13 protein-coding genes are annotated in these 12555 nt (G+C 63.4%); 3 read left to right on the top strand and 10 right to left on the bottom strand.

The genetic code is table 11. The features are described 5' to 3' along the window. Positions 1-3: 3 nt before the first annotated feature. From AAFN84_RS00580 to AAFN84_RS00560, 5 genes are read right to left on the bottom strand one after another with little or no spacing between them, the layout of a single operon-like run. Complete coding sequence (locus AAFN84_RS00580; protein ID WP_347513756.1) at positions 4-540, bottom strand: sarcosine oxidase subunit gamma; 537 nt, start codon at positions 538-540, stop codon at positions 4-6. A gap of 10 nt (positions 541-550) precedes the next feature. Continuing rightward, positions 551-3544: a sarcosine oxidase subunit alpha gene (locus tag AAFN84_RS00575; protein ID WP_347512383.1), complete on the bottom strand. Its 2994-nt coding sequence runs from the start codon at positions 3542-3544 to the stop codon at positions 551-553. Further along, the gene (locus AAFN84_RS00570; protein WP_347512382.1) at positions 3541-3834 is read right to left on the bottom strand and encodes a sarcosine oxidase subunit delta; all 294 of its coding nucleotides are present in this window, start codon (positions 3832-3834) and stop codon (positions 3541-3543) included. The genes AAFN84_RS00575 and AAFN84_RS00570 overlap by 4 nt, the downstream gene beginning before the upstream one ends. A 14-nt stretch (positions 3835-3848) precedes the next feature. Continuing rightward, positions 3849-4274, bottom strand: coding sequence for a hypothetical protein (locus tag AAFN84_RS00565; RefSeq protein ID WP_347512381.1), 426 nt, complete (start codon positions 4272-4274; stop codon positions 3849-3851). Further along, positions 4274-5527 (bottom strand): sarcosine oxidase subunit beta, encoded by a 1254-nt coding sequence (locus tag AAFN84_RS00560; protein WP_347512380.1) that lies wholly within the window; start codon positions 5525-5527, stop codon positions 4274-4276. Before AAFN84_RS00560 ends, AAFN84_RS00565 begins: the two co-directional genes overlap by 1 nt. A gap of 288 nt (positions 5528-5815) precedes the next feature. On the opposite strand from AAFN84_RS00560, the gene rpsU reads away from it, so the two are divergent. Continuing rightward, positions 5816-6058 (top strand): 30S ribosomal protein S21, encoded by a 243-nt coding sequence (rpsU, locus tag AAFN84_RS00555; protein WP_347512379.1) that lies wholly within the window; start codon positions 5816-5818, stop codon positions 6056-6058. A gap of 147 nt (positions 6059-6205) precedes the next feature. Continuing rightward, positions 6206-7060: a tetratricopeptide repeat protein gene (locus AAFN84_RS00550; RefSeq protein WP_347512378.1), complete on the top strand. Its 855-nt coding sequence runs from the start codon at positions 6206-6208 to the stop codon at positions 7058-7060. Between the two features lie 33 nt (positions 7061-7093). On the opposite strand, the gene AAFN84_RS00545 is transcribed toward AAFN84_RS00550, so the two are convergent. Further along, on the bottom strand, positions 7094-7906 hold the full coding sequence (locus AAFN84_RS00545; protein ID WP_347512377.1) for an alpha/beta hydrolase: 813 nt from the start codon (positions 7904-7906) through the stop codon (positions 7094-7096). Between the two features lie 158 nt (positions 7907-8064). On the opposite strand from AAFN84_RS00545, the gene AAFN84_RS00540 reads away from it, so the two are divergent. After that, a complete protein-coding gene (locus tag AAFN84_RS00540) occupies positions 8065-8541 on the top strand; it encodes a MarR family transcriptional regulator (RefSeq protein WP_347512376.1) in 477 nt (158 codons plus the stop codon). A 3-nt stretch (positions 8542-8544) separates the two neighbouring features. Here the strand turns inward: AAFN84_RS00540 and AAFN84_RS00535 are convergent, their stop codons facing one another. The 4 genes from AAFN84_RS00535 to AAFN84_RS00520 all read right to left on the bottom strand — a co-directional run bounded on the left by AAFN84_RS00535 (position 8545) and on the right by AAFN84_RS00520 (position 12500). Further along, on the bottom strand, positions 8545-9351 hold the full coding sequence (locus AAFN84_RS00535; protein WP_347512375.1) for an ABC transporter permease: 807 nt from the start codon (positions 9349-9351) through the stop codon (positions 8545-8547). Continuing rightward, positions 9348-10229: an ABC transporter permease gene (locus AAFN84_RS00530; protein ID WP_347512374.1), complete on the bottom strand. Its 882-nt coding sequence runs from the start codon at positions 10227-10229 to the stop codon at positions 9348-9350. Before AAFN84_RS00530 ends, AAFN84_RS00535 begins: the two co-directional genes overlap by 4 nt. Then, positions 10222-11289, bottom strand: a complete 1068-nt coding sequence (locus tag AAFN84_RS00525) for an ABC transporter ATP-binding protein (protein ID WP_347512373.1) — start codon at positions 11287-11289, stop codon at positions 10222-10224. Before AAFN84_RS00525 ends, AAFN84_RS00530 begins: the two co-directional genes overlap by 8 nt. A gap of 89 nt (positions 11290-11378) precedes the next feature. Next, complete coding sequence (locus tag AAFN84_RS00520) at positions 11379-12500, bottom strand: extracellular solute-binding protein (RefSeq protein ID WP_347512372.1); 1122 nt, start codon at positions 12498-12500, stop codon at positions 11379-11381. Between the last annotated feature and the right edge of the window lie 55 nt (positions 12501-12555).

The raw sequence follows: 12555 nt of genomic DNA, 5'->3' as shown, positions 1-12555 counted from the left end.
GCCTCAGAACGCCGAATCTCGCGCGGCATCTTCGAGGAAAGCAAAGGCGTAGTCCGAAAAGGAGCGCCAGCATTCAACCCTGAACTCGTTCTCACCCGTCCGAAGCAGCACGATTTCGATCTTCGCCAGGACGGTGCGCGAGCAGGCGCCCACAGGAAAGGCGGCCAGCGAGAGATCCTGCGGGCAGCCGGACGAAAGCGTCGCCTGCGCTCCCTCTCCCGAGACGAGGATCGCCGTGTTGCGGTGAGATATGTCGACGCCAGAATGAAACGCCGTCACCTTTGCCAGCGGAGCGGTCAGCCCTGCCCCGGTCGGATCGATGATCATCCATTCGTCAGGGCCGAGCCAGAGCGCCACCCGCTTGCCCTTTCGCGCCGACGTCTTCGGCTGCTGCGGCAAGGCTAGGCCGAGCGCCTTGGACACGGCCGCGACACTGTCTTCCGGTGCACGCAGCGAGAGCCGGGATGCAGGCTCGGCAGCGGTGACGCTGACCCATGGATGAACGACCGAACGGTCTTCGAGTGGGGGCCGGCGTACCATCTCGGTTGGGTTAGCCATGGAGGCGTTCTCCCTTCTCGTCGAAGAAGACGGTGCCCGTCACTTCGACCTCTATCGTTCGATCCGGCATCGGCACGTACAACGTCTGTCCCATGCGCTCGCGTCCATCGAGCACCAGCGCCAGCGCGATCGAATGACCGCAATTGCCGGACCAGTAGCTCGACGTGACATGACCGATCATCGTCATCGGCACAGGCTGGTTTGGATCGGCGACGATCTGCGCGCCCTCTTCCAGAACCAGCTTCGGGTCCTTGGTGCGCAGGCCGACGAGCTGCTTGCGTCCCGCGCCCGCGAGATCGGGCCGCATCAAACCGCGGATGCCGACGAAGTCGGTCTTCTTCTTGCCCACGGCCCAGTCCAGCCCGGCATCGCCGGGCGTCACCGTTCCGTCGGTCTCCTGGCCGACGATGATGTAGCCCTTTTCGGCGCGCAGCACGTGCATTGCCTCGGTGCCGTAGGCGCAGGCGCCATGCTTCTCAGCCTCGGCCCACACGGCCTCCCACACTGCGTGGCCATAATCGGCCGGCACATTGATCTCGAAGCCGCGTTCGCCCGTGAACGACATGCGGAACAACCGCGTCGGCACGCCGCAGATACGGCCTTCGCGCACCGACATATGCGGCAACGCCGCATCAGAAAGGTCGATCCCCTCCACCAGCGGCTCGATGATGGCGCGCGAATTGGGTCCCTGCACCGCGATGACCGCCCACTGCTCGGAGATCGAGGTGAGATAGACATTCAGGTTCGGGAACTCCGTCTGGAGATAATCCTCCATGTGGTTCATCACGCGTGCCGCGCCGCCGGTCGTCGTCGTCACGTGGAAGCGATCTTCGGCCAGCCTGCCGACAACACCGTCATCGTAGATGAAACCATCCTCGCGCAGCATGACCCCGTAGCGGCATCGCCCCGGCTCGAGCTTCTGCCAGGGATTGGTGTAGAGAAGTTCCATGAAGGCGGCGGCGTCGGGCCCAACCACCTCGATCTTTCCGAGTGTAGAGGCGTCGAAGATTCCACCGGTTTCGCGCACCGTGCGGCACTCGCGGTCTACCGCCGCGTGCATGTCCTCGCCCTGCTGCGGAAAATACCAGGCGCGCTTCCATTGCCCGACATCCTCGAACACAGCGCCATGCGTTTCCGCCCAGCCATGCATCGGGGTGCGGCGCGTCGGGTCGAAAAGCGCCCCGCGCGCATGGTTCACGATGGTTCCGAACGTCACCGGCGTATAGGGCGCGCGGAAGGTGGTGAGTCCCACCTCCGGTATCGGCTTGTCGAGGACCTCGGCTGCGATCGCCAGGCCATGAAGATTGGACGTCTTGCCCTGATCGGTCGCCATGCCGTTTGTGGTGAAGCGCTTGACGTGTTCGATCGAACGCATGCCTTCCCGAACGGCCTGGCGGATGTCCTTGGCGGTCACGTCGTTCTGGAAGTCCACGAACGCCTTGACCTTCGCATCCGGTCCCGCGCCCGGCGCTGCGCCTGCCATGCCCCGGCTCCAGTTTTCCGAGCCGGTCGCCTTGATCCGGATGGCACGGCCCGCCTTGATGCCGATCTCCTTCGCGGCGGCGTGGCCGGCGCTTGCGGCTTCGGCAAGCACGTCGGAGACACTTTCCGTGCCGTTGCAGGCGCCGACCGACACGCAGTCCTGCGCGTATGTTCCCGGCAGGAAGCGCTTGGTCTCCTCGTCATAGGTCACCTTGCCGCGCGACTGCGAGAACAGATGCACGGAGGGCGTCCAGCCGGCAGAAGTCAGCAGCGCATCGATGGCGATGGTGCGCGACGGGCCGCCATTCTTCGACTGCACCGTCATCGAACTGACGCGCAGCTTACCGCCTACCCCGATCACCGCGCGGCCGGGATTGATCTCGATGCCCATGGCCCGCGCCGCTTCCACGGCAGGCCCTTGTGGATTATCGCGCAGGTCGACGATCGCGGCGATGTCGATGCCGGCATTCTTGAGGTCCATGGCCGCGTAGTAGGCAGAATCGTTGGCCGTGTAGATGCCAACGTTGCGCCCGACCGCCACGCCATAGTGGTTGAGATATGTCCGCGCCGCCGAGGCGAGCATGATGCCGGGCCGATCATTGTCGGCAAACACCATGTGCCGCTCGATCGTGCCGGTTGCCAGGATCACGCGTTTCGCACGGACCTGCCACATCCGTTCGCGCGGCATCTCCGGCAGGGGAGCAGCGAGATGTTCGCTCACGCGCTCCGCCAGCCCGACGAAATTCTGCGCGTAGTAGCCGAACGCCGTCGTACGGGTCAGCACGCGCACGTTTTCCATCTCGCGTAGACGTGCGGCCGTCGCCATTGCCCACGACCAGCCATCCTGATCCTCGATGACGGCGCCGCTTTCGAAGCGCAGGCTTCCGCCCAGATCCGGCTGCTCGTCCGCGATGATGACGTTGGCGCCCGTTTCGGCAGCCGCGAGGGCGGCCGCAAGTCCTGCCGCGCCGCCACCAAGCACCAGCACGTCGCAATGCGCGTAGCGGGCCGAATAATGATCCGGATCCGGCTGGTCGGGTGCTACGCCAAGACCGGCCGCTTCACGGATCTTGGGCTCGTAGACATGCTTCCACGCGGCCTTGGGCCACATGAAGGTCTTGTAGTAGAAGCCGGCCGAGAAGAACGGCGAGGCAAGATCGTTGACCGCGCCGATGTCCATCTTCAGCGACGGCCAGCGGTTCTGCGACACCGCCTGCAGGCCGTCATAGATTTCCTGGACCGTGGCCCGCACGTTGGGCGTCTTGCGCGAGGCGTCGCGATGGATGCCGACGAGCGCATTCGGTTCTTCGGCACCGGCCGAAAGAAAGCCGCGCGGGCGATGATACTTGAACGAGCGGCCCACCAGATGCACGCCGTTCGCCAGCAGCGCCGACGCGAGCGTGTCACCCTCGAGCCCGGTATAAGACTCGCCGTCGAAGGTAAACCGGGCGATCCTGGCGGGCGTCAGCCTGCCCTTGCCCTCGATGCGGAATGGCGCTGTCATTGTGCCGCTCCCTTGAGCCTGGGCTTCTTTTCGCCGGCCTTGTACGTCATCACGAACTTGTCGGTCACCGTGTCTCGCACCGCATTGAAGAAGCGGGCACAGCCATGGAGATGCCGCCAGCGCTCATAGACCAGCCCTTTCGGGTTCTGACGGATGAAGAAGTAGCCCTCGAAATCCTCGTCGCTCATCTTCGTGATGGACGACGGCCGTACGAGATGCGCTTCGCCGGCGTGGCGGAATTCGAGTTCCGGCCTTTCCTCTTCGCAATAGGGACAGCGGATGAGAAGCATGGTTCTTCCTGTATCTACAATTCGCCGGGGCCGATCTCGGAGCCGCGCGGCTGGCTGCAAAGTCGCCGGCCGAGGTCTACGAAAGGCCCGAGGCGCAGCACCAATTGTTCGACGCCTTCGAAAGGCGCGAACACGTCGTTCTTGCCGAGATTGACCATCATGAGGTCGAGTGGATTGGTGGACACCACCACGACGCGGTTGAATTCCTTTGCGTCCGCGTCCTGTGGCGGCTCGGCGAAATAGACCACGCGTTCCCCCAATATCCACACGCACATAAGGTAGCCGGCACCGGCGGCGAACGGCCATTCCCGTTCATTGTCGGTGCGCTGGATGCGCTGGAGGCGCCAGGCATCCTCGGTCGTTGGAAAATGAAACATGCCCTGCTCATTCGCCAACATCATCGGCGCCGAGACTGCCAGGGCGGCGGCCAGTCCGCTCATCAGTGCGCCACGGCGGCCGCAGCCGCCTCGTCGATCAGCCGTCCGGTACGGAAACGCTCCAGCGTGAACGGCGCATTGATCGGATGCGGCTCGTCGCGGGCGATCGTGTGGGCGAAGACGTGGCCGGAGCCAGGCGTCGCCTTGAAGCCGCCGGTTCCCCAGCCGCAATTTACGTAGAGCCCTTTCACCGGGGTCTTCGCGAGGATCGGGGATCGGTCCGGCGTCACGTCGACGATGCCGCCCCACGAGCGCAGCATCTTCATGCGCGTGAACATCGGGAACATCTCGCAGATGGCGTCGAGCGTATGATTGATGATGTGCAGCCCGCCGGTCTGCGAATAGGAAGTATATTGGTCGGTGCCCGCCCCGATGACCAGTTCGCCCTTGTCCGACTGGGAGATGTAGGCGTGCACGGTGTTCGACATGACGACGCAGGGGAAGACCGGCTTCACCGGCTCGGACACCAGCGCCTGCAGCGGATAGCTTTCCAGCGGCATGCGAACGTCGGCCATCTGCATCAGAACCGACGAATGACCGGCGGCCACCACGCCGACCTTCTTTGCCCCGATGAAGCCTTTCGACGTCTCGACGCCGAGCACATGCCCCTGCGGCGCACGCCGTATGCCGGTGACCTCGCAGTTCTGGATGATGTCGACGCCGCGCGCCGATGCGGCGCGTGCATACCCCCAGGCGACCGCGTCGTGCCGGGCGGTACCGCCGCGGCGCTGCAACGCCGCGCCCATGACGGGATAACGCGCATTCTTCGAAATGTTCAGCGGCGGGCAGAATGCCTTCGCCTCTTCCGGCGTCAGCCATTCGTTGTCGACGCCGTTCAGCCGGTTGGCGTGAATGTGACGCTTGAAGACCTGCACGTCGTGGACATTGTGGGCAAGCATCATCACGCCGCGCGGCGAGTACATGACGTTGTAGTTGAGGTCGAGCGAGAGCCCGTCCCACAGTTTGACCGCATGGTCGTAGATGCCCGCGCTCTCGTCGTACAGATAATTGGAGCGGATGATGGTGGTATTGCGCCCCGTATTGCCGCCGCCCAGCCAGCCCTTCTCGACGACGGCGACATTGGTGATGCCGTGTTCCTTGGCCAGGTAATAGGCCGTCGCAAGGCCGTGGCCGCCCGCTCCCACGATGACGGCGTCGTACTCGGCCTTCGGCTCCGGCGAGGACCACTGCTCCTCCCAGCCCTTGTGTCCGCGAAGCGCTTCGCGGGCGATGGCGAAGGCGGAAAACTTGCGCATTCTTCAGGCTCCGGGCTGAATCTTTGTCTCGTCGGCTTGGTCGCGACACTCGACGTGTACCACTAGCCAAAACCGGCTGTCACTCTTGCACTGTTTGCGACGGTGAATGGCGTATTGGGCCAAACGCCAAAAAGCGCGCAACACCGTACGAATGCTGCGCTTGCGTTGTGGACAAGCTCTGCTGCTTCTGCTATGAGCCGCCGCAATTCGTGGCGTTAGTCCGCCGCGGGGGCGCTTGTCGTGCCCTTGATTGTTGAAACGCACATCAACCCTAAGACAGGAACGCACGTGCAGGTACTCGTCCGCGACAATAATGTTGACCAGGCTCTCCGCGCTCTCAAGAAGAAGATGCAGCGCGAAGGCATTTTCCGCGAAATGAAGATGCGCGGACATTACGAGAAGCCCTCCGAGAAGCGTGCGCGCGAAAAGGCAGAGGCCGTGCGCCGCGCCCGCAAGCTGGCGCGCAAGCGCGCCCAGCGCGAAGGTCTTGTGGCTGGCGGTCGCGTCGCACCCGCCGCGGCTGCTCGCTGACGCCTCCTTTTCGTCCTTTTCCGGCGATACCGGCTAAGGTGGCGCGATGCGAATCGCGGCCACCTTTTCGTTTTTGCCGAATTCTCACGCGCCAACGACGCACCGCGGTCAAAGCCGGTTCAGCCGCGCGCACAGAAGGGGACATCGATGAACACATTCGCGATTGCCGCTAACGGCTCCAGGTTCACCCGCTGTGCGAGCGCGCTGACGCTTGCAGGCGCTCTGTTTGTCGCCGGGTGCCAAACCTCCGACAGCGCCTTGAGCGGTGTGAAGCCGATGGATGTCGCGCAGGGGTCGAGCGAGAATATCGCCTCGCTGACAGCGGTCATCGAGCGTACTCCCAACGATCCCGAAGGATACAATGTGCGCGGCACGGCCTATGGTCGCGGCGGACGCTACGATGAGGCGCTAAGGGACTTCGACACCGCCCTCCAACTCAACCCGAACTTCTATCAGGCCTACGCCAACCGCGCGTTGATCCACCGGCTGACCGGAAATCAGCAGCAGGCAGTGCAGGACTACAGCCGCGCGCTTCAGATCAATCCCAACTACGACGTCGCCTATATCGGACGGGGCAATCTCTATCGCCTTGCCGGCCGCGGCACGGAGGCATTCCAGGATTTCGAGCGCGCGATCCAGCTCGATACAACCGACCCGCGCGCCTACCATAATCGCGGGCTGCTCTATCAGGCGCGCGGCCAGCACGATTTCGCCATCGAGGATTTCGCCACGGCGATCTCGCTCGCGCCCAATTCAGCCGAACCCTACAACGGTCGCGGCCTTTCCTATCTGGCGCGCAATGACGAAGACAACGCGCTGGCCGATTTCAATACGGCGATCCAGCTCGACCGCAACAATGCCGAGGCATGGGCCTATCAGGCGCTGATACTCGAGCGCCGTGGCGACAGAAGCCGCGCGTCCAAATCTTTCGGCGAAGCGCTGCGGCTCAATCCTAACCTTCAGGCTGCCAAGGATGGAGTCGCACGCACCGGCGGCGCATGACCGCCTCGCCGGCCGCGGCCAGACCTCGGCTGCTCAGAGGCTCTTCGCCCAGTCGATGACATAGTCGGCGACCTTCTCATAGCCTGGCTCGCTCGCCAGGAAATGGGACAGCCCCGGAAATTCCACGAAATCGGTACGCGCGGGCGATTTCTTCTGCTTGCGATAGATGGCGCGTGACAGCGCCGGCGCCACGGTCCTGTCCTTCTCGGCGGCCGTGATCAGCAGGGGCTGGGTGCGCTTGCCGGGGCTCACTGCGAGGCCGATGCCCGTGGCGGCCTGAGCGAACAGACGGCCAGACGTCGGCACCATGTACTTCTCATAGGCCTCATCACGCATTCTGGCTGGTGCGGTGTTGGCAAATCGTGTGTCGAACTGTGCCTTGCTCAAAGTGTAGGTACGGTTCCACGCGTTCCAGCGTGCAAGAATGGGGAAGGCCGCGCCCAAGGACAATGTATCGGGAATGATGCCGGCGATGGGGCCGGGATCGAGCGCGACACCAGCGACGCCATATCCGCGATCGAGCAGCAACTGCGTCACAAGACCCCCCATCGAATGGCCGATGATCAGCGGCTTTTCGGGCAGCGTGTCGATGAAGCGGGCATAGTGATCCGTGATCGCTCCAGCCGTCAGGCGCCCGAGCGCCTCGGGAGGGTTGGCACGCAGTTGCGCGGGCGTGCCCCTGTCCAGGAGTGGCCAGGTCGGTGCGTGCACCGCGTAGCCGGCGGATTCCAGCCGGATGCGAAAATTGTCCCAGGAGGCAGGTGTCATCCATGCTCCGTGGATGAGAACGGCAGTCCTGGTCAGGCGAGACGTTTGCGTATCTGTGGTCGGATCAGTGTGGTCCATTGCGGAACTCCATGGCGGCGGGTTGACTTCGTACGCCCTATTTAATCGTACACGATTTAATCGACAACGATATCACAAAAGGTTTATTGCCTTGCGATCTGATCGCGTGCGATCTATTTCCTGCTCTGGAAGCGGGCACAGTTCCGCAAGGAGACGCCATGAAAATTGACTTCCGTGACAATCCCGAACTGATGGAGCAGGTCACCCTCGACGTGATGCCTTGCTTTGCAATTTATTCAGCCGCCAACGCCGTCACGCGCTTCTATCGCCGCATCCTCGCCGAGACAGGGCTGACCTATCCACAATACCTCGTCATGATGGTGCTTTGGGAAACCGGCGGCACCACGATGCGGGCCATAAGCGAGCGCCTTCTGCTCGATTCAAGCACGCTGACCCCGTTGATCAAGAAGTTGGAGACGCAGGGCCTCGTCGCGCGCTCGCGCAATCGCGAGGACGAGCGATTGCTCGATGTCGTGCCAACAGATGCAGGGCTGGCCCTACGCGTGACGGGATGCGAGGCGGCAATGGCCATGAACGCGGCGTCGGGCGAGGCTCTTGAAGAACTTCAGGAACTTCGAGGCCGCCTCGACAAGGTGCGCATTGGCCTCAACGAGGCGACGGCCCGAGTGGACTGATCCTCAAGCTTCTTGGGCGCGCCTTGCCTGCTGCCGACGCGAGATTTCGTAGGCAACGGCCCCGAAAATGGTCACTGCGATCATGATCAGCGCCAGCGCGTTTACCGCCGGCGTCAGCCCGGTGCGCACCTTAGTGGCAATGAAGACCGTCAGCGGCGTGTCGAAGCCGCGCACGAACAGCGTGGTGTTGTAGTTCTCGATCGACTGCAGCACGGCCAGGAACGCGGCCGCGATCAGCGCCGGTTTCAGGAACGGCAACAGGATGCGCCGGAACACCATGACCTTCGACGCGCCGAGCCCCAGCGCCGCTTCTTCCTGCGTGCGGTCGAAACGTTGCAGGCGCGCGGCTACCATCAGCATCACGTAGCAGATGATGAAGCTCGCCTGCGCGACGACGATGAGGAACACGCCCCCGCCGACGCCCAGTTGACGCCACAGCACCAGGGTCGAGATGCCGATGACCACTCCCGGCGTCAGCAGTGGCGAGACCATCACCGCATAGACGAAGCCACGGGCCCGAGCGTGTAGGCTGGTCAGGATCAAGGCAGCCGCCGTTCCGATCGGCAGAGATATCGCAACCACGAAGACGGCGACCAGAATCGACGTCCCAAGCGCCTGCCACATCGCGCCATCGTTCCACAATTCGACGAACCACTGCAGCGTCGTTCCCTGCCATGGCGTCACGGTCGGGAAGCGGCTCGTATTGAATGTCGCCGCGCCCATGATCGCCAGCGGAGCGAACAGATAGACAAAGAACGCCACCATGTAGAAGGCGAAGAGAAGACGCGGGATGCGGTCGGCGCCGCTCATTTCGCAACGTCCGTCAGGTTGACCCGGGTCAGCTTCAGCGTCGCCAGAACCACCACGAGGCAGAGCACGAGCAGTACGAGGGCGTAGGCAGCCCCGCGGTTCCAATCGCCACCCTCGAAGAACCAGTTGTAGATGATCTCGGTGAACCAGCGGCTGCCGGGCGCCCCGAGAAGCGCCGGCGCGACATAGGAGCCCGCCGCCAGCATGAAGGTGAACACGCAACCGGTGGCGATACCCGCCTTGGCATGTGGCATCACCACCCGCCAGTGAATGCGCCATGTCGACGCCCCGAGGTCCCGCGCAGCCTCGATCTGCGCCTTTTCGAGGCTTTCGATGGCGTTGTAGATCGGAAAAAGCATGAACAGGATATAGGCGTAGATCATCCCCGCCATGACCCCGCCATTGCCGTACCAGCGCGCCGGCTCGTCGATGATCCCGAGATTCAGAAGCAGCGCGTTGAGCGGCCCGCGAAACGCGAGCAGGATGTACCAGGAAAGCGTGCGCAGCACCTCGTTGATCCAGAACGGAATCGTGAGCGCAAGGATCGCGATTGCCGCCTGGTTCGGCGTTGCATGCTGTGCCAGCCAGAAAGCCAGCGGGTAGCACACGACGAAGGTTGCGAAAGCGACGAAGGCGCTGGCCCATATCGTCTTGAAGAAGATCGTCCGGTGCACGCCCTCATTGGCGAGGTACAGCATGTTGTCGAGCGAATAGACGTCGTTCGGCCCGCCGATCTGCGCCGGCGGCAGGTTCGGCCGCAACGCGTAGTCGATCATCATGATGTTCGGCGCGAGGATCATCCCCGCCATCCACAGGAGCACCAACGCGACGAAGATGGTCGACAGCCCGCCACCGAACCGCTTGTAAAGATCAGCCATGGGGTAGCACCACGGCATGAGCGGGATCGAAACCGAACGTGGCGCGGCTGCCAATCGCCGGCGCGGCGTGAAGCGCAGTGGACGGGATCGACGCGACAAGCGCGGAGCCGTCGTCGAGCGTTCCATGTGCCAGCGCGAAGGCTCCCTCGAAGTCGATACGCTGGACCGAGGCGGTGATTGCGTTGGGCACGTCCGTTCCCGACACCAGCGCTTCGGGCCGTACATAGAGCCGCGCCGCCTGCCCCACGGCCAAGCCATCTCCTGCCCTACCCCGCATGACGCCGAGGCCGGTTTCGACGGTGGCGACCGACATATCGATCGCCGTCACCTTGCCGGCAATGACATTGGTCTCGCCCACGAAGGTGGCGACGAATGGCGTCGCCGGATTGTCGTACAGGTCCCTCGGCGTCCCGACCTGTTGAAGGACACCCGCGCTCATCACCGCGATACGGTCGGACATGGCTAAAGCCTCCGACTGGTCGTGGGTGATATAGATGAAGGTGACACCCGTCCGTTTCTGCAATGCACGCAGTTCCGCGCGCATATGCTGACGAAGCTTGAGGTCCAGCGCGGACAGCGGCTCGTCGAGCAGCAGCACCTGCGGCTCGACGGCGAGCGCGCGGGCGATGGCGACACGCTGCCTCTGGCCGCCAGAGAGTTCGCCAGGCATTCGGTCGCCATAGCCTTCGAGCGCGATCAGCTTGAGAAGTTCGTCGGCACGCCTTCGCCGCTCGGCCTTGGATGCACCGCGCGCCTCTAGCCCGAAGGCGATGTTCTCCCACACGGGCATCAGCGGAAACAGTGCGAGCGACTGGAAGATCATGGCGGTGGGCCGCTGGTTCGGTCCCAGGCCCGCCATGTCCCTGCCGCCGATACTGATGCGGCCTTCGGTGGGCTGCAGAAAGCCCGCGATCATGCGCAGGATCGTCGTCTTGCCGCAGCCGGAAGGGCCCAGGATCGAGAAGAACTCGCCACCCTCGACATTGAACGATACGTCGCCCACGGCGCGCGTCCTGCCAAAGGTCATGCCGACTTCATTGAGTTCGACGGAATGCGACATGGGTCCCCTCGCCGTCCGCTTCGCGGCCGTGCGTCATTCATTGTGTAGCCCGGGAAGAGGGGCAACTATCCCCTCTTCCCGGAAAGCCATCAGGCCGACAGGAAGCGATCCTGGTACTCGTTGCGCTTGGTGACGTACCAGCTCTCCTGGATCGGCCACCACCACAGCTTTTCGAGCGCGTCGCCGGGATAGGCAGCGGCGAAGAATGCCTTGGCTTCGTCCGACAGGAGATCCGCCGCGCCAACCGCCGTCGAGTTGATCGACGTCGCGTTGGAATACATCGCACCGGCTTCCGGCGTCAGGAACCAGTTGATGAAGGCGTAGGCCTGGTCGACATTGGCAGCGCCAGTAGGGATCGACACGCCTTCCATCCACGCCAGCGCGCCTTCCTTCGGCGCAATGAAGCCTACCGGCAGGCCTTCCTTGCCAAGTGCGGCGGCGGTCGAGTCCCATGTCTGGCCGATTGCGGCGCCGTTGACGCGGAATGCGCCCTGCGCTTCGTTCTCGTTGTTCCAGAACTGGATGATGTTGCCCTTGCGAGCGACCGCCTCGGCGACGATCACGTCGAAGATTTCGATCTGTGCCTCGGGGCTGGTGAAGGCGTCGAGCAACGGGCGGGGCAGCTTGCCCTCCGCCTCGAGCCAGAGGCCAAGGCCGACAAGGCTGGAATGGGCGCGAACAGTACCCTTGCCCGCCATGTCTTCCTTCCAGATGTCGCCATAAGACGCGGTGCCGTATTCAAGCGGCGCCTGGTCCTTGTCGTAGGCGATCGCTTCCGTGCCCCAGTCGGTCGGCACCTGGTAGCGCTTGCCGTCAACGACCGCGCCGAACTTGGCGGAGTTTTCCCATGCGCTTGGCAGGCACTTGGCGACTTCGACCTTCGATTCGTCGATCTCCTGCACGAGGCCGAACTCGACATAGTTCGGCACGCGGTCGACGCTCGGCCAGATGATGTCGAAACCGGCACCGTTGTTGGCGCGAAGCTGGTTCAGGAGTTCGTCATTGGTGCCGTAGGGAGTGTAGTTCGGCTTGATCCCGGTCGCGGCTTCGAAGGCGGCGAGGATGTCGTCATTGATGTAGCCGGCCCAGGCAAAGATGTTGACTTCGCCTGAGGAGCCCTGCGCGTAGCCGCGCGATATGAAGGGTGCGGCAAGCGACATGCCGGCCGTAGCGGCGGCGCCTTTGAGCAGCGTGCGTCTTTGTATCGTCATTTGAACGTCTCCCGGTTGATTGCCTATGACCCGCGTTTATTTTCGCTGTGATACA

The organism is Mesorhizobium sp. CAU 1741 (genome assembly GCF_039839275.1).
Lineage (GTDB): Bacteria > Pseudomonadota > Alphaproteobacteria > Rhizobiales > Rhizobiaceae > Aerobium.
Note: the sequence above shows the minus strand (reverse complement) of the source record. Positions and strands in the feature narration are given on the sequence as shown.